This window comes from Streptomyces iakyrus (assembly GCF_000717055.1).
In the GTDB taxonomy this organism is placed as follows: domain Bacteria; phylum Actinomycetota; class Actinomycetes; order Streptomycetales; family Streptomycetaceae; genus Streptomyces; species Streptomyces iakyrus.
In genome coordinates, this window is record NZ_JNXI01000020.1 from 15,359 (window position 1) to 32,614 (window position 17,256).

Here is a 17,256-nt window from a genome sequence, read left to right on the forward strand (position 1 = left end):
ATCCCCCGCGGAAGAGGCTTGTTTTAGTCGGCTTCGATCCTGTTCGATCCTCTTCTGTCAGGTCTGATCGGAGGACGGTGGGGTAGGCGCGAGCCCAAAGGCGTGCGGGACGAGCCGCCGCACCCCCTACCACCTGGGGCCGGTCGGGGGGCGCACATTGCCACAAAGGGGCGTGCGTGAGCGGACGTGCCGACTACATTCGAGGAGACGCCGGGGACAGGCTGGACAGAGCACGGGCGCGGGACACGAGCAGGGGGTGAGGGGGCCGCATGGCGAAAAAGGACGTACCGCCTCGCTGGGACCGCAAGATGCAGCAGCGGCTCGCCCGCGGCGAAGCCGCCGCCCTCGGTGAGCTCTACGACCGGTTCGCTTCCCTCGTGCACGGCCTCGCCCACCGCGTGCTCGGCGACGAACGCGCCGCCGACGGCATCACGCGCGAGGTCTTCATCCACGTCTGGGAGCACCCCGACTCCTACGACCCCAAGCAGGGCCCGCTGCGCACCTGGGTGGCCACGCTGACCCACCGGCTGGCGGTGCAGCGGCTGCGCGCCACCGAGACCGCCGCCCTCGCCCGCGAAGGCTCCGGCACCGCGGAGGAACTGGAGCACAAGGTGCGCCGCGCCTCGGTCGCGGCCCGCGCCGACTACATCGTCCAGTCCATGCCGGTCCCGCTGCGCTCGGCCCTGGAGCGGGCCTACTTCCAGCGCCGCGACTACCGCCAGACCGCCGCCGACCTCGGCATCACCGAGGACGAGGCCCGCCGCCGGCTGCGCCTGGGCCTGCAACTGCTCTCCACCGCCCACGACACCGAGGCACCGGGCGCACCGCCCGGATACGGGGGTGCGGTGTGAACGGGCCGGAACGCTTCGAGGCGCACGACGGCGACGACGACGGGGAGAGCGGCCACGAGGGGGAGAACGGCCCGGAGGGGAAGGATGACACCCCGGTGCCCGGTGGCCCGCCGCGGATACCCATGCCCCGCGCCTCCGTCGAGGACAGCGGGCTGCCGCTGCCCGCGCCGGCGGACCTCGGCGTCACGCCACCGCCGCCCGCCCTCGGACACCCCGTGCTGAAGGCCCTGCTCGGCGCCTGGGCACTCGCCGCCTGCTCGGCCGAGGAGGCCACGGCCGTCGAGGAGCACCTCGGCGACTGCGGCTCCTGCGCCGACGAGGCCCGGCGGCTGCGCGAGGCGGTCGGCCTGCTGCAACGCCCGGAGAGCCTCGACCTGGACCCGGGTCTGCGCACCCGTGTCCTGGACACCTGCCTGGAGCGGCGCCCGCCGCGCATCCCGGTACCGGACTGGGCCGCCGCGTACGACGCCGAGACCGCGCGACTGGACGCCCTGCTGCAGGACTTCGGCGACGCCGAGTGGCACGCACCGGTACGGCTGCGCTGGTTCCGCTCCGACGCTGCGACGAGCCGCCGCACCACCGTCGCCGGGGTCATCGCGCATCTGCTCAGCGTCGACGGCCTGGTGGCGGTCGCGCTCGGCCTGGACGACCCGCTGGGCGACGTCCCGTCCCGGAAGCCGACCCCGGCGGCCCGCACCGAGGCGTTCTGGCGCGCCTCCCACTTCCCGCCCACCCGGTTCGTCCGCGCGCCCTGGCGGGAGCAGAGCCACAGCCTCGTGCGCACGGTGTCCTTCACGGGCGGCGGCGCGGGGAAGATGCCGGTGTCGTACGGCGACTTCGAACTGCCCCTGCACGACGCGATGCTCGACCGCGCCTTCGAGTGCTGGGTGCACGCGGAGGACATCGCCGACGCGGTCGACTACCCCTACGACCCGCCCTCGCCCCGCCATCTGCACCGCATGATCGACCTGGCGGCCCGGATGCTGCCGACGGCCCTGGCCCACCGCCGCCGGGCCGGCCTGGCCTCCCCCGCCCACCATCGCCATCTGGTCGCGGCGGGCGAGCCGGGCCGCAGCCTGCGCCTGGAGATCGAGGGCTCGGGTGGCGGCGAGTGGCTGATCCCCCTCGACTCCCCCGCGGCGAAGGGCTCCGCCGAGCACGAGGTGGCCCACGTGGCCCTGGACGGCGTCGAGTTCTGCCGCCTGGCCGCCGGCCATGTCCCCCCGCAGGAGGCGGCGGCGGGCCAGGTGGGCGACAGGGAGGCCATCAGGGACGTCCTGTTCGCGGCAGCATCACTGAGCAGGATGTGAGGTTTTTGGGGGCGCGGGACTCCGTCTGACATGCGGCTCCGCCGCGTGGGCGCGAACAACCACACACAACCCGCACCCGCCACGAAACAGGACAACCCGAGCTACTAGGCGAAAATCACCGTCCGCCGCCCATTGAGCAGAATCCTCCGTTCGGCATGCCACTTCACGGCCCGCGCCAGCGCCTGGCACTCCACGTCCCGCCCGATCGCGACCAGCCCCTCGGGCGTCACGTCATGCCCGACGCGCTCGACCTCCTGCTCGATGATCGGCCCCTCGTCGAGATCGGCCGTCACATAGTGAGCCGTCGCACCGATCAGCTTCACCCCCCGGGCGTGAGCCTGGTGATACGGCTTCGCGCCCTTGAAGCTCGGCAGGAACGAGTGGTGGATGTTGATGATCCGCCCCGACAGCGCCTTGCACAGGTCGTCCGACAACACCTGCATGTACCGGGCGAGCACGACCAGCTCCACGCCCTCGTCGCGCACGATCCCCAGCAGTTGCGCCTCGGCGTCGGCCTTCGTGTCCTTCGTCACCGGAATGTGGTGGAAGGGGACGTTGTAGGACGCCACCAACTCGGCGAAGTCCGTGTGGTTCGACACCACTCCGGCGATCTCCACCGGCAGCGCGCCGGTACGGGCGCGGAACAGCAGGTCGTTCAGGCAGTGCCCGAACTTGCTGACCATCAGCAGGATGCGCATCTTCTGGTCGCCCCGGTGGATCTGCCAGTCCATCTGGAACGAGTCGCCGATGGCCGCGAAGCTGGCCCGCAGCTTGTCCACGGTCACCGGCGCGTCCGCCGAGAAATGGACGCGCATGAAGAACAGCCCCGTGTCGTGGTCGCCGAACTGCTGGCTGTCCTCGATGTTGCAGCCGGTCATGAACAGATAGCTCGACACGGCGTGCACGATGCCCTTCCTGTCCGGACAGGAGAGGGTGAGGACGTACTGATCGGCCGGGACCGCGGCGCTGGTGGACTGCTCGTTCATGCAGGACAGGGTCCCACAGGGGACGACACCGCCGGCAATCGTCCCGCTGTGCGGACCGGCGACGGGTTCTAGGCGGACCTCGTCATGATCTGCAGCACGTCCAGGCTGCGCGGCGCCGTGTCCGGCTCCTCGCCGTCACCGGCCGCGAGCCGCACATGCGCCTCGCGGGCCGCCCGGACCGCCTCCGGCCACGCCTCGTGCTCCAGGTACGCGGCGACCGGGGCGTCCGGCCCGACCTGGTGCATGATCCGCAGCACGCGCAGCACCGCGGTGTCGACGAGGGCCGCCTCCTGGGCGTCGCGGAAGATCGTGCCGACGTACTTCTCGGCGGACCAGTGGTCCAGCCAGGTGTCCTCGACCAGCCGGTACACCGCGTCGGTCACGTCGCCGTAGCCGTCCACGCCGGCCAGCCAGACGTCCCGCTGGAACCCGGGATCGGAGAGCATGTGCAGGGCCGAGCGCACGTTGCTGCGCCAGCGCCACCACGGCATGTCGTTGACAGGCATGCCGCCCATGGTGGATGAGCGACGGCCACGACGGGAAGAGTTCTCCGAAGCTTGCACGGTCATCGATCGTACGTTCCCCTCCACATCGGTCACACCGGCCCCCGTAATTCACCTGCGCGTCACCCATTGTTGACCGGAGATCACTCACGGGTTAGCCGTGTGGCGGAATCGTGCAGGACCATGACCGGCAGGCGACGCACCCGCAGCACATTCCTCCCCGGCCTCCTCACCCGTCACGCCAGAAAAGGCGTCCTCTCCGCGGGCACGGCGGTCGCGTGCGCGTCGCTCCTCGCCGGGTGCGGTGTCGTCCCCGGCACCACGGGGGATGCCGGGGCCGACACCATCACCGTCATGACCTGGGCTCCGCAGAGCACCAAGGCCACCAACAAGCCCGGCATGCCCGCCTTCGCCCAGGCCTACGCCCGCTGGATCAACGCCCAGGGCGGGATCAACGGCCGCAAGCTCAACGTGCTGACCTGCAACGACCACAACGACAGCGTGGCCGCCGCCAAGTGCGCCCGGCGGGCCGCCAAGGAGAACGTGGTGGCGGTCGTCGGGTCCTACAGCCAGTACGCGGACTCCTTCTTCCCGTCGCTGGAGGGCGCCGGCATCCCCTACATAGGCGGCTACGGCGCAACCAACGCCGAGTTCACCAGCCCCCTGTCGTACCCCGTCAACGGCGGCCAGCCCGCGCTGCTGGCCGGTCTCGGCAGTGCCCTGGCCGAGTGCGGGCCCGTCGCGCTGATCCGGCCCGACACCATCGCGGGCGACCAGCTGCCCCCGCTGCTCGACTCCGGACTGAAAGCGGGCGGGCACCGGGCCTCGCACGACCAGCGGGCGGCGGAGGACGCCACCGAGTACGACGGCCAGGCCGAGCGCGCCCTGCGCACGACGAGCAACGACAGGGCGGACCAGGGGTGTGTGGTGCCTGCCCTGGGGGACCGCAACGGCACCTTCATGGACTCCTTCCGGCGCGCCCGCGAGGACTACCCCGAGGTGCGGACGGCCACCGTGCTGGGCAGCGTCGACCAGACGGTGATCGACGCCACCGGCGGGGCGTCGGGCCCCTACGAGGGCTCGTACATCACCGGCTGGTACCCGGTGGCGAGCGATCCGCGCTGGGACGGCATGAAGCGGGTGATCCGCGAGCAGGCCTTCGGCGACAACCGCATCGACCCCGCGGACGCCGGGGTGCAGACCACGTGGATCGCCTACACGGTGTTCCGGCAGGTCGTCGAGTCGCTCGGCGACGGCGAGGTGTCCGCCGACACGGTGGCGGAGACCCTGGACGACGGTCTGAAGGTCACCACGGGCGGCCTCACTCCGACGCTGCGATGGCGGTTCCAGGACAAGCTCGCCGCCGTGGGCTTCCCGCGCCTGGTCAACGCGAACGTGACACTCCAGGTGGTGCGGGAGGGACGGCTGGTCTCGGCGCGCAAGGGCTTCGTCGACACGACGAGGACGCTGGAGAACACCGACGTGAACTACTGAGCGTCCCCGCCCGGCCGTTCACGTCCCGCCCGGGCCACCTCCGTCACAGCTGCGTCGGCTGCCGCTCGGTCAGGCCGTACTTCTTCGCGATCCCGTTCCACAGCCCGGCCGCCTTGGCCTTCTCCGCGCTGGCGACGCCGCTGGCGCGGTTGCCGGCCTGGGTCTGGCCGGTGGGCCGGGCCTGGCCCTTCTTGCAGCCCTTCTTGCCGGCGGTCTGGTCGGCCCAGGCCGCGTAGTGGTTGTCGGCCGAGGCGGAGGCCTGCCAGGCCTTGGTGAGGGCGGTGGTCAGCGCGGCGTGACCGGGCAACTGGTCGACCTCGATGCCGGAGAGCCGGGTGACCAGCCCGGTGCGCTGCTTGGCCGCGTCCCGCAGGTCCTTGGCGGCCTCGGCGAGGTTGTCGCAGCCCTTGACGTCGGCGACGGCGTTGATCACCGTGGAGCGGCTGTTGCCGCTGTCGGCGAGCAACTTGTCCAGTTCGACCGCCTGGGCCCGGGCCGGGTCGGCGGACGGGGAGGCGGAGCCGTCCGACGCGGGTGCGGAGGCGGCCACGGTCTTCTTGCCGCCACCGTCGTCGTCACCACCGTCTCCGCCACCGGCGAGCAGCGCGCCCGCACCCACGCCGAGGACGGCGATGCCGATGCCGACGGCGGCGATGACGGGTACGCGCGAGCCGGTACGGCCACCGCGTGACCGGCCTCCGGCGGGCGGGCCCTGGGAAGTGTGGGGAGCGGCGTACGAGGGCTGCGGCCGGGGCTGCTCGACGCGGGGCATCTGCTGCGTGGCCCCGGCGGGGCTCTCGGCGCCGCCCTGACTGCGGAAGAGGTTGTCGAACTCGGCGAGCGGCTGCTTGTCCCCGCCGGGCACCGGCGCGATGAACTGCGTGGCCTCGGCGTCCGGATGCGAGGCGGCCGGCAGCGGCCCGGCTCCCGCCCCGGTCCGGGGCCCGGTCCCGAGGAACCGCGTCGCCTCGGGGTCCTCCCCGGAAGACATCTCGGGCGGCAGCGCCCCCGGGCCCACCGGGGGTATGTACTGCGTCGCCCCCTCGTCGGCGGACGGCGCGACGGGCGGCAGGTACTGCGTGGCCGCGGCGGCCCCGTCCCCGGGGACGGGAGGTATGTACTGGGTGGCCCCCTCGTCGGCGGGCGGAGGCAGGGGGGCGCCCCCGCCGGTGCCCCCGTACGCACCGGAGACCGGCGGCAGACCGCCGCCGTACGCCTCGGCGCCCTGCTGCGACTGGGCTCCCCCGCCCGGGGTGCCGTAGGCGTCAGCGGCCGGCGGCAAACCCGCCCCCTGCGCACCGGTCCCCTGCTGCGGCTGGGCTCCCCCGCCCGGGTTGCCGTACGCCCCAGCGGCCGACGGCAAACCCGCCCCCTGCGCACCGGACCCCGGCTGCGGCTGGGCTGCGCCCGCGGCGGGGGCGCCGTGGCCACCCGCGGCAGACGGCAGTCCGGGCCCCTGCGGATACCCGTACCCGGAGCCTCCCTGAGGCTCCTGCCCACCCGGCCCCGGCTGGGCCGCGCCCCCGGCCGGGGCGCCATAGGTGCCGGAGCCCTCCGGGGGCAGCGGGGCTCCCGCGCCGGTGGCGCCGTACGGGTCGTAGCCGGTGTGGCCCGCGGGCGGCTGGGCCGTGCCGTACGGGCCGGACCCGGCCGGCGGGCCGGCGTAGGGGTTCGCGGGCCGGCCGCCCTCCGGCGGGAGTGCGCCCGGGGCCTGCGCGTCCCACGCCGGCGGCTCCGGCGCGCTCCACTGCTGGGGCGGGGACTGCCAGGTCTGGCCCGGCGGCGGGGGCGGCGTCTGCTCCTGGCCGGGGCCCCACGGCTGGCCCCAGGTCTGCCCCTCCGCGGGGGCCGAGGCCTGCGGTCCGCCCGCCGTGGGCGGGACGGGCCGACGGCCCGGGGCGTCACCCGGTCCGCCCGTCATGCCCGGCAGCAGGGGCTCGCCACCGTCGGAGGGCAGCACGATGCCTTCGCGCGCGGGGCGCGCCGAGGGCTCCTCGCCCTGTCCACTCTGCGTCACCGGGACTCCTACTAATGGGGGACCTTGTGAATCGTCGGGTCACGCTACCGGGTCCCCAGAGCCCCGTGCCACGCAGCACAGGGCCCGACCGCCCGCCCTGTGAGCGCGGTAACACCGGCGGTTCACGGCACGTTGCCCACGTCACCTCCCTCGCCCCGGGCAGCCGTTTCCCGCACGTTCACGCATCCGCAGACCCTGTGTTCACGCAGCCGCCTGCAGGTCGAGCCGTGCCCCGAACTCCCTTACCACCGCCTCGTCCCGGTACGGCTCCAGCCGCTGCTGGAAGTCCTCCAGGTACTCGGCGCCCCGGTTGGAGCGCAGGCCCTCCAGCAGTTCCACGGCCTTCATGCCGGTGGTGCACGCCTCTTCGATCTCGCGCTGCTGCACCTGCGCCGTGGCCAACAGCACATATCCGATGGCCCGTCGGCGCGCCCGCGTCTCGGGATGCCCGGCCAGCGACTCCTGCGCGCACCGGGCCGCCGCCTCGGCCTGCCCGAGGTCCCGGTGGCAGTGGGCCAACTCGTCGGCGAGGTAGGCCTCGTCGAAGTGTGCGATCCACACCGGGTCGTCCCCGGCCGCCGGGTCGGCCGCCTCCAGGGCTCTCACCGCGCGCCCCGCCGCGGACTGGGCGGCGCGCACGTCGCCCATGAGGGCGTGCCCGCGCGCCTCCGCCGCCAGGAACATCGACTCCGCCCGCGGCGACACGCGCCCCCGCGCCCCCTCCTGCGCCGCCCGCGCCAACTGCGCGATCTCCCGCGGGTTCCCGAGCTGCGCGGCGAGGTGGCTCATGGAGGCCGCGAGGACGTACCCGCCGTAGCCGCGGTCCCCGGCGGCCTGCGCCAGCCGCAGCGCCTGGATGTAATAGCGCTGGGCCAGGCCGGGCTGGCCGGTGTCGACGGCCATGTACCCGGCGAGCTCCGTCAGCCGGGCCACCGCGGCGAACAGGTCCCGCCCGACCGCCTCCCGGTACGACCCCGCCAGCAGCCCCGAGACCACGCTGTTGAGGTAGTGCACGACGACCGGCCGCACATGCCCGCTGCCGTACTGGTGGTCGAGATCCACCAGCGCCTGGGTCATGGCCTGCACCGCCTGCACGTCGGACTGGCCCACCCGCGGCCCCGCCGAGCGCGAGACCTGCGCGTCGGGCGCGGAGATCAGCCAGTCCCGGCTGGGCTCGACCAGCGCGGACGCCGCGACGGAGGAACCGGACAGGAAGTCCCGCCGCCCCACGTCACTGCGCCACAGCTCGCAGACCTGCTCGATGGCCCCCAGTACCGTCGGCGAGAACTGGAGGCCCACGCCCGAGGCGAGGTTCTTGCCGTTGGCCATGCCGATCTCGTCGATCGTGACCGTACGGCCGAGTTTGCGGCCCAGCGCCTCGGCGATGATCGCCGGGGCCCGGCCCCGCGGCTGCTGCCCGCGCAGCCAGCGCGCCACCGACGTCTTGTCGTAGCGCAGGTCGAGGCCGTGCTCGGCACCGCACATGTTGACCCGGCGGGCCAGGCCGGCGTTGGAGCATCCGGCTTCCTGGATGAGCGCCTGCAGCCGTTCGTTCGGCTGCCGGGCGACGAGCGGCCTTGCGGCCATGGCGTACCCCCTGAGGCTGCGGTGCCTGCCCACGCACCGAGTTGACGTGTCTTCCGCGGCCGAACCCCTCACGTCCCGGCGAGAAGATCCGGCCGTGAAGATCAATGCCCCGCCGACCAGGCGAAAATGCGAGGCATGTGAGGAATGCCGGGGTAACGGCAGTTGCCGGCCCCTCTCGTGGCTACCCAGCTCCGCGACGGATCCTCCTGCGCGCCCCCGCACATGCACCCATGCGCCCCGCGAACAGGGGCGATGCTCTCCCCCGCGCACACGGGCGGGCGTAACCCCTGGTGACGACCAGAGTTGTGTTCATCGTGGAAGAGACGATCGCCGGCACCGAAGCCGCTCAGATCCCGAAGCAGCGCGGGGAATCGCTGCTGGAGACCGCTGTCCGCTACGCCGAGGAGCGCCACTGGGACGTGTTCCCCGGCACCTGGCTGGAAGCCGTCGACGGCAGCCAGCGCTGCTCCTGCGGTGACGCGGCGTGCCCGGCGCCCGGGTCGCACCCGGCGCGCCCGGACTGGGCGACGCAGGCGACGGGCAGTGCGACGGTCGCGCGGCGGATGTGGCAGAAGCAGCCGACCGCGTCGATCCTGCTGCCGACGGGGCGGACGTTCGACGCGATCTCGCTGCCGGAGACCGCCGGGTTCCTGGCGCTCGCGCGCATGGAGCGGATGGAGCTGACGCTCGGCCCTGTGACGCTGACGCCGGACCGGCGGATGGAGTTCTTCGTGCTGCCGGGGGCCGGGGTGAAGGTGCCCGACCTGGTGCGGAAGCTGGGGTGGTCGGTGTCGTCGCTGGATCTGACGGTGCTGGGTGAGGGGGCGTACGTGGCTGCGCCGCCTACACGGTTCGGGTCCCGTGGGGCCGTGCAGTGGGCCTGCCGGCCGACTCCGGCGAATCGGTGGCTGCCGGATGCGGAGGAGTTGATCTCGCCGTTGGCCTATGCGTGCGGTAGGGATCGGTAGCGCCTGATCGTCTGCGTGGTTCCTCCTCGTCGGCGGCTGCGGCTTCGTCGTGGTTGATCGCGCAGTTCCCCGCGCCCCTGAAAGAAGGGCGTTCCCCCGCCGTAGGGTGCAAGGTGACGGAGGGAGGCGCGGTGGGATCCAGCGCTGTGCGGGTGCGGGGGCTCTGGAAGCGGTTCGGGCAGCAGGTCGCTGTCGCCGGAGTCGATCTCGACTTGCCCGCGGGCAAGTTCATCGGGCTCGTCGGACCGAACGGGGCCGGGAAGACCACCACCTTGTCGATGGTGACCGGGCTGCTCAGACCCGATCACGGGACCGTCGAGGTGGTCGGGCACGACGTGTGGCAGGACCCCGTCGAGGTGAAGGCGCGGATCGGGGTGCTGCCGGAGGGACTGCGGCTCTTCGAGCGGCTCTCCGGGCGGGAACTGCTGGCGTACAGCGGGCGATTGCGCGGGCTGCCCGGTGCCGAGGTCGACAAGCGGGCCACACAGCTCCTCGACGTCCTCGATCTGGCCGGGGCACAGCACAAGCTGGTCGTCGACTACTCGACCGGCATGCGCAAGAAGATCGGGCTGGCCAGCGCTCTCCTCCACAATCCCGAAGTGCTGTTCCTGGACGAGCCGTTCGAGGGGGTCGACCCCGTCTCCGCGCAGACCATCCGGGGCGTCCTGGAGCGGTACACGGCCTCGGGCGCCACGGTCGTGTTCTCTTCCCACGTCATGGAGCTCGTCGAGTCGCTGTGCGACTGGGTCGCCGTCATGGCCGCCGGGCGGATCCGCGCCACCGGCACGCTCGCCGAGGTGCGCGGGGACGCGCCCTCGCTGCAGCGGGCGTTCCTCGAACTCGTCGGCGCGCAGAGCCGGGACGCCGGGTCCGATCTCGACTGGCTGGGCGGCGGGGCCCGGTGAGCACCGACGCGATCACCCCCGTCTTCGTCCGGCTGAAGCTGTCGCTGCTGCGCAACGGGCTGCGGCAGTCCGGCGGGCGGAAGGCCGCCTACATCACCTCGGCCGTCTTCGCCCTGTTGTTCGCCGCGCTCCAGCTGATCGGCCTGATCGCGCTGCGCGGGCACGCGCACGCCGAGTCGGTGGTCGTGCTGGCGGTGGCGGTGCTGGGGCTCGGGTGGGCGGTGATGCCGCTGTTCTTTCCCAGTGGTGACGAGACCCTCGACCCGACCCGGCTGGTGATGCTGCCGCTGCGGCCCCGGCCGCTGGTGCGGGCGCTGCTCACGGCCTCGCTGGTGGGCATCGGGCCGCTGTTCACGCTCTGCCTGCTGGCCGGCTCGGTGATCGCGGTCGCGCGGGGCGGGGCGGCGTTCGCCGTCGGTGCCGTCGCCGTCGTGCTCGCGCTGCTGGTGTGCGTGGCGCTCGCGCGGGCCGTCGCCGCCGCGAACGTCCGGCTGCTGACCAGCCGCAAGGGGCGGGACCTCGCGGTGCTCAGCGGGCTGGTCATCGCGATCGGGGCGCAGATCGTGAACTTCGGCGCGCAGCGCATCGGGGCGTCGGGGCTCGGCGAACTCGACCCGGCGGCCGGGATCCTGCAGTGGGTGCCGCCCGCGTCGGCGATCGGGGCCGTGCACGCGGTGAGTGAGGGCTCGTACGGTCTCGCCGCCGCGCAACTGGCGCTGACGGCGGGGGCGCTGGCGGCGCTGCTCGCGCTCTGGTCACGGCATCTGACCCGGCTGATGACCTCGCCCGACGGCTCCACCCTGCCGGGCGCCGAGTCGGCCGCCAAGGAGCGGTCGTCGGCCGGGCTGGCACGGCTGCTGCCGACGGGCCGTACGGGCACGGTCATGGAGCGCAGCCTGCGGTACGTGTGGCGCGACCCGAAGACCAAGGCCGCCTGGGTGACGTCGCTGGCCATCGGGCTGATCGTGCCGGTGTTCAACGCCTGGCAGGGCACCGGGTCGGTGTACTTCGCGTGCTTCGCCGCCGGGATGCTCGGCATCCAGATGTACAACCAGTTCGGACAGGACACCTCGGCGTTCTGGATCGTCGCGATGACGATCTCCTCGACGCGTGACGCCTACGTCGAACTGCGCGCCCGGGCGTACGCCCTGCTGCTGATCACGCTGCCCTACGCCACGCTCGTGACGGTCCTGACGACGGCCATGCTCGGCGACTGGCGGCGGCTGCCCGAGGCGCTGGGGCTGTCCTTCGCGCTGCTCGGCGCGATGCTCGCGACCGGGGCGTGGACGTCCGCCCGCTTCCCCTACTCCATCCCGCAGGAGGGCTACAAGAACGTGGCCCCCGGGCAGACCGGGCTCGCCTGGATCTCCATCTTCGGCGGGATGATGGCGGCCGCCCTGCTGTGCGCGCCCGTCATCGCGCTCACGATCTGGCTGAACGTGAGCGCCGACGGCGACGCCTTCACGTGGCTGCTGCTGCCGGTGGGCACGGCGTACGGGGCGGCGCTCACGGCGGCGGGACTGAAACTGGCCGCCCCGCAGACGGCCCGGCGCCTGCCGGAGATCCTGGCGGCGGTCAGCAAGGGGTGACGGGCGGCCGCCGCTTCGCCGACCATCGGCCGGGGGTGGGCCGCCAGGGGCTTGCCGGCAGCCATGGGTGACGCGCCCGGCGGAGGCCTGCCGTCGGGCGAGAGGGCAACGCGCGGCCGCCTCCGACCGGTCGGCCAGGGCGCCAGAGGCCCGCCGTCAGCAACGGGGCACGCGCCCGACCGAGGACCGCCGTCGGCAAGAGGGGACGCGTTCGGCGGAGGCCCCCGTCAGTCGTCGCCCAGCGAGTCCAGGAACGGTTCGATCGCGGCGCGCCAGGCCTCCGGCTGGTCGTAGTGGACCAGGTGGCCCGCGTCGGCGACCTCCGCGTACTGGCCGCGGGGCAGGACCCGGACCATCTCCTGGGCCTCGGCACGGCCCAGCTCGCCGTCCAGGCCGCGCACGACGAGGGTGGGGCAGCGGACCTGGGCCAGCTCCTCCCAGTGCGCGTCGTACACCCACGTCTCCCGGGAGCGGAGCATCTGCTCCGGCTCGAAGACCGGGCGCCAGCCGTCCGGGGACTCGGCCATCACCTCGGCGTAGAACTCGCCACGGGCCGGATTGGGCCGCTCCACCCAGGGGTCGTCCTCGCCGAACCACTTGCGGACGTCGGCGAGCGTGGCGAACGGCAGCGGCCAGGCCTTGAACCACTGGTCCCACTCGCGCTGCGAGGCGGCGCCGAGCGCGGAGGCCCGCATGTCGCAGATAATCAGGCCGCGGACCAGGTCGGGACGCCTGGCGGCGAGCTGCCAGGCGGTCAGCGCGCCCATGGCGTGGCCGATGAGGACGACCGGGGCGAGGCGGAGCTGCTCCAGGGCGGCCTCGGCGTCGTCGACGTAGGCGTCACGCGTGAAGGAGCCCTGCGGGGGTTTGTCGCTGCGGCCGTGGCCGCGCTGGTCGAGGGCGACCGCGCGGTAGCGCGCGGAGAGCCAGCGGGCGGTGTACGCCCAGTGCGAGGCGCGGCCCATGAGGCCGTGCAGTAACAGCACGCTGGGAGAGCCCTCCGGCGCGGTGTGCCCGTCGTGCGCCCCCTGCCCGTCCTGCGCCGGTTCGGTCTTGGGCGGGTCCCCGAACTCCCAGGCCGCCAGGCGTACGCCGCCCGTCCCGGTCACGTCGATGCGTCGCGCCATGTCTGGCACCCCCCAAGCTTCGCGCGGACCCGGCTCCCTGAGCCGGCCGGTCCTGTGAACCGTGTTCTGCCTGCTGTGCCTTCTGCCGTGCTGGTTGCCGTACCTGTCGGTGCAAGTGTGCCGTGCGCCGCCCGCAGACTATCGAAAGCGCATTCGAGAATGGGGTTCTCGCCCGCAACACCCCTCGTTCGAGTGACCACTCCCGGGGATTGATCGCCGCTGCCGCGGGGAGATCTTCAGCGGGAGGCGGACCGCTCGGGGAAACCGGTCCGAGGGGAATGACCCTGAGAGCTCGGGGCTCCGGGTCAGCACAGGGGAGGACAGGCCCCGGCGCCACGCGGCGCCGGGGCCCTCCACATCTCCACGGCACATCCTCCCGCCCCCTCCCCGGCCGGGCGACATCGCTGTCGGGCCACGGCCCAGAGCCCCTCAGGTCATATGCCTCACGCGACAGCGTCGCACGGGAAGCGTACGAGCGCTGCCATTCGACGGAGTGGGTCCCGGATTCGGTCCGGATCACGCCAACGCCACAAGAACCCCCTGTGCAACGGGAGTTGGCCGAAGCCGGCCGCCCGGCTCAGGCCTCGGGGACCCGGGCCGGATCAGGCCCGGGTCCGCCCGGACCGGTTCAGGGCTTGGCGACGAACACGTGGGACGCGACGTCCGACTCCAGCTCGGCCGCCTCGCCGCCACTGCCCACCAGCACCCCGCCCGCCGACTCCGTCACGCTCACCACCGAGCCGGGCTGCACGCCCGCCCGCCGCAGCGTGTACATCAGCTGCGCGTCCGTCTGGATCGGCTCACCGATCCGGCGCACCACGACCGTCTTGCCCTCGGCGCCCGGGGCGAGACTGGCCAGCGACACCATGCCCTCGTCCAGGAAGGGGTCGGCGCCGTCCTTCTCGCCGAGCTCCTCCAGACCCGGGATCGGGTTGCCGTACGGCGACTCCGTCGGATGCCGCAGCAGCTCCAGGACACGGCGCTCCACGGCCTCGCTCATCACGTGCTCCCAGCGGCACGCCTCGGCGTGGACCTGCTCCCACTCCAGACCGATCACGTCGACGAGCAGACACTCGGCGAGGCGGTGCTTGCGCATCACACGCGTCGCCAGCCGGCGGCCCTCGTCGGTCAGCTCCAGATGCCGGTCGCTCGCGACGGACACCAGACCGTCACGCTCCATGCGCGCCACGGTCTGGCTGACGGTCGGCCCGCTCTGGTCCAGCCGCTCGGCGATACGGGCGCGCATGGGGACCACACCCTCTTCCTCCAGCTCGAGGATGGTGCGGAGATACATCTCCGTGGTGTCGATCAGTCCGGACATACGTGCCCCTCGAATGAGATCTGCCGGAGGCTGGACGGCTCACCGGCGTGTGCGCTGGCCCTGCACCCAATTCTGCCGGATACCACCGACAACCGTGCCGCGGGAGGGAAAGCCGGAGATTACCCGGCCGTCCGCAAGGGTACGGACTTCTCTTTCGGGCGCTTCCCGGCACTCGGCCCATGCCCCTCACGACCGTATTGACACCGCACTGGTCCAGACCGCACCGTGATGCGCGACACGAGCCGCGAGGCCAGCCTGAAGGGACCCCGTATGAGCGACCGCGCGCCGGCCGGCCAGTTCATCGACGCCGCGATCGGCCTGCTGCGGCGGCTGCGCGACGAGGAGGCCGACAGCATCGCCGCGGCCGGGACGCTCCTCGCCGACACCGTCGCCGACGGCGGCCGGCTCTTCGCCTTCGGCGCCGGGCACTCCTCCCTCGCCGCGCAGGACCTCGTCTACCGCGCCGGCGGCCTCGCCCTGATGAACCTGCTCGCCGTACCCGGAGTCGTCGGCGTGGACGTCATGCCCGCGCCCCTCGGCTCCGCCCTGGAACGCGTCGACGGCCTCGCGAGCGCCGTCCTCGACAGCTCCCCGCTCCGCGCCGGCGACGCCCTCCTGATCATCTCCCTGTCGGGGCGCAACGCCCTGCCCGTCGAGATGGCCATGAACGCGCGCGCCCTGGGCGTCAAGGTCATCGGCGTGACGTCGGTGGCCTACGCCTCGGAGACGAAGTCCAGGCACGCCTCCGGGACGTACCTCAAGGACCACTGCGACCTCGTCCTCGACTCGAAGATCGCGGTCGGCGACGCGGAACTGACCCACGACGACATCCCCGCCCCCTTCGCCCCCGCCTCGACGGTCGTCACCTCGGCCCTCCTCCAGGCCGTCATGGCGACGACCGCCACCGCCCTGGCCGACCGCGGCATCGAGCCGCCCCTGCTGCGCTCCGGGAACGTCGACGGCGGCCACGACTGGAACGCCCGGGTGATGGAGCAGTACCGCGACCGGATCTTCTACCGGCACTGACCGGACCGGGGGCGGGCGCCCCTCAGTCCTCGCCCGACAGCTCCGCCAGATCCAGCGCCGAAGCGATCCGCACCGCCACGTCCTCCGCGTACATCGCGTCGGACCGCTCGAAGGCACTGCGGCCCGCGCCCCGCAGGAACGTCACGACGCCCAGGGTCCGGCCCCGGCTGCGCAGCACCGCGCACAGGGCGTGGACCGCGTCCGGGGGCCACTGGCGGGCCAGGGCCCACTCGCGGGCCGCCTCGGGCCGGGCGGCGCCCGCGCTCGCACGCAGAGCTCCCACCCGCTCCACGCACTGCAGGGCCGGATGCCCCTCGGCGTAGCGGACGGGCAGCCCCGCCTGACCGGCCAGCCTGCTCGGGCCCGGCGCACCGGACGGGGTGGCGGCGACCCGGACCAGCCGGACCGGCCCCTCGGCCTCCGCGTCGGTGAGCGCCCCGCCGGCGACCCGGTCGATCAGCCCGTGGTCGGCGAAACCGGCCAGGGCGAAGTCCAGGTGGACCGTCGCCGCCTCCGCCGGGTCCTCGCACTCGGCGGCGGCCCGCGAAGCGCGGTGCAGCTGCTGCGTGCGGAAGCGCAGCAGGGACGCCTCCTGCTCGGCCTGCTTGGCCTCCGTCACGTCCTGGAACAACCAGCCCACACCCAGCGGAACCGGCTCCTCCGCGAGTGGCGAGGCCAGCCGCAGGAAGCCGCTGCGCCAGCACCGCCGCTGCTCGCCCTCCTTGGCGCGCACGCTCACCCACACCTCGGCGGGCGCGGGCGGCGCACCCTCCGCCAGCACATGCTGAAGCGCGCTCTCCAGCTCCTCCACGCCGTGCGACAGCAGCTCCCCGAGCGGCCGCCCCAGCACCGACGTACGGCCCGTGCCCAGCGCGCGGGCCGCGTGCGCGTTCACCACGGCCGGCCGCAGATCGACGTCCACCAGCACGACACCCCAGCTGGCGTCCTCGAACAGGGCCTCGCTCAGCGCGATCGAGCGCTCCAGATCGATCTGCGCGTGCACCTCGCTGAACGCGCAGTACACCCCCGCCGGCTTGCCGTCGGGGCCGCGCACCGCCGCCGACTGCGTGCGCACGAGCACCCGCCCGCCGTCCTTCGTCAGCAGGGCGAACTCGTGCACCTGCCGCCCCGGCGCGTGCATCACCGACAGCAGCCGCCCCTCGACCTCCTCGGCGTCCGCACTGCGCACGGCCCACCCGGCCAGACCACGCCGCCCCACGGCCTCGTCCGCGCCCCAGCCCAGAATCCGCTCGGCCTCACGGTTCCAGTGCGTCACGACTCCGTCGGCGTCGAACGCGCACAGCGCCGCGTCCATGCCGTCCAGCAAAGCGGCAAGCAGATCCGAACCATCCGAACTCTCCCGCTCGGGCTCGTCCGGCCCCAGCTCGTCGGTGGTCCCACTACGCCGGGAAGCACTCACCTGGACCCCCTGCAGGCTGCGTCCGCACGTACGGCACGTCGGTTCGCTCCTTGCAATCATTCAACTGGAACGTGACCCAGCGCACACCGAGTTCCCACAACATTGAAGGAATCGTTGTACGGCGGCAATCCCCACGTCAACGGTCCGGAGGC

The 17,256-nt window shown here is 73.1% G+C and carries 14 protein-coding genes; 7 read left to right on the top strand and 7 right to left on the bottom strand.

Annotated features, from left to right (window positions below; translation table 11 throughout):
* Positions 1 to 269 precede the first annotated feature (269 nt).
* The gene (locus OO68_RS29155) at positions 270 to 851 is read left to right on the top strand and encodes a sigma-70 family RNA polymerase sigma factor (RefSeq protein ID WP_033312167.1); all 582 of its coding nucleotides are present in this window, start codon (positions 270 to 272) and stop codon (positions 849 to 851) included.
* Positions 848 to 2,161: a zf-HC2 domain-containing protein gene (locus tag OO68_RS29160; RefSeq protein ID WP_033312168.1), complete on the top strand. Its 1,314-nt coding sequence runs from the start codon at positions 848 to 850 to the stop codon at positions 2,159 to 2,161. The genes OO68_RS29155 and OO68_RS29160 overlap by 4 nt, the downstream gene beginning before the upstream one ends.
* A gap of 104 nt (positions 2,162 to 2,265) precedes the next feature.
* Here the strand turns inward: OO68_RS29160 and purU are convergent, their stop codons facing one another.
* Both purU and OO68_RS29170 read right to left on the bottom strand, forming a co-directional pair.
* Complete coding sequence (purU, locus tag OO68_RS29165) at positions 2,266 to 3,147, bottom strand: formyltetrahydrofolate deformylase (protein WP_033312169.1); 882 nt, start codon at positions 3,145 to 3,147, stop codon at positions 2,266 to 2,268.
* Between the two features lie 68 nt (positions 3,148 to 3,215).
* Positions 3,216 to 3,716 (bottom strand): SCO4402 family protein, encoded by a 501-nt coding sequence (locus OO68_RS29170; RefSeq protein ID WP_033312170.1) that lies wholly within the window; start codon positions 3,714 to 3,716, stop codon positions 3,216 to 3,218.
* Between the two features lie 117 nt (positions 3,717 to 3,833).
* Here OO68_RS29170 and OO68_RS29175 point away from each other — a divergent pair, with 117 nt between their 5' ends.
* The gene (locus OO68_RS29175) at positions 3,834 to 5,144 is read left to right on the top strand and encodes an ABC transporter substrate-binding protein (protein ID WP_033312171.1); all 1,311 of its coding nucleotides are present in this window, start codon (positions 3,834 to 3,836) and stop codon (positions 5,142 to 5,144) included.
* 43 nt (positions 5,145 to 5,187) lie between these two features.
* Here OO68_RS29175 and OO68_RS29180 read toward each other — a convergent pair whose 3' ends face one another.
* A complete protein-coding gene (locus tag OO68_RS29180; RefSeq protein WP_403551777.1) occupies positions 5,188 to 7,065 on the bottom strand; it encodes a hypothetical protein in 1,878 nt (625 codons plus the stop codon).
* A 297-nt stretch (positions 7,066 to 7,362) separates the two neighbouring features.
* Positions 7,363 to 8,748, bottom strand: a complete 1,386-nt coding sequence (locus tag OO68_RS29185) for an NsdA family TPR-like regulatory protein (protein ID WP_033312173.1) — start codon at positions 8,746 to 8,748, stop codon at positions 7,363 to 7,365.
* 305 nt (positions 8,749 to 9,053) lie between these two features.
* Here OO68_RS29185 and OO68_RS29190 point away from each other — a divergent pair, with 305 nt between their 5' ends.
* The 3 genes from OO68_RS29190 (at position 9,054) to OO68_RS29200 (ending at position 12,210) form a co-directional block, all read left to right on the top strand.
* Complete coding sequence (locus OO68_RS29190; protein WP_106974451.1) at positions 9,054 to 9,716, top strand: bifunctional DNA primase/polymerase; 663 nt, start codon at positions 9,054 to 9,056, stop codon at positions 9,714 to 9,716.
* A gap of 113 nt (positions 9,717 to 9,829) precedes the next feature.
* Complete coding sequence (locus OO68_RS29195; protein ID WP_033312174.1) at positions 9,830 to 10,621, top strand: ABC transporter ATP-binding protein; 792 nt, start codon at positions 9,830 to 9,832, stop codon at positions 10,619 to 10,621.
* On the top strand, positions 10,618 to 12,210 hold the full coding sequence (locus tag OO68_RS29200; protein ID WP_033312175.1) for a hypothetical protein: 1,593 nt from the start codon (positions 10,618 to 10,620) through the stop codon (positions 12,208 to 12,210). Before OO68_RS29195 ends, OO68_RS29200 begins: the two co-directional genes overlap by 4 nt.
* 227 nt (positions 12,211 to 12,437) lie before the next feature.
* Here the strand turns inward: OO68_RS29200 and OO68_RS29205 are convergent, their stop codons facing one another.
* Positions 12,438 to 13,337, bottom strand: a complete 900-nt coding sequence (locus tag OO68_RS29205) for an alpha/beta fold hydrolase (RefSeq protein WP_033312176.1) — start codon at positions 13,335 to 13,337, stop codon at positions 12,438 to 12,440.
* Between the two features lie 628 nt (positions 13,338 to 13,965).
* On the bottom strand, positions 13,966 to 14,658 hold the full coding sequence (locus OO68_RS29210) for an iron-dependent transcriptional repressor DtxR (protein ID WP_020276329.1): 693 nt from the start codon (positions 14,656 to 14,658) through the stop codon (positions 13,966 to 13,968).
* A 270-nt stretch (positions 14,659 to 14,928) separates the two neighbouring features.
* Here OO68_RS29210 and OO68_RS29215 point away from each other — a divergent pair, with 270 nt between their 5' ends.
* Positions 14,929 to 15,684 (top strand): SIS domain-containing protein, encoded by a 756-nt coding sequence (locus tag OO68_RS29215; protein ID WP_033312177.1) that lies wholly within the window; start codon positions 14,929 to 14,931, stop codon positions 15,682 to 15,684.
* Between the two features lie 22 nt (positions 15,685 to 15,706).
* On the opposite strand, the gene OO68_RS29220 is transcribed toward OO68_RS29215, so the two are convergent.
* A complete protein-coding gene (locus OO68_RS29220) occupies positions 15,707 to 17,164 on the bottom strand; it encodes a PAS domain-containing protein (RefSeq protein WP_078625511.1) in 1,458 nt (485 codons plus the stop codon).
* Positions 17,165 to 17,256: the final 92 nt, after the last annotated feature.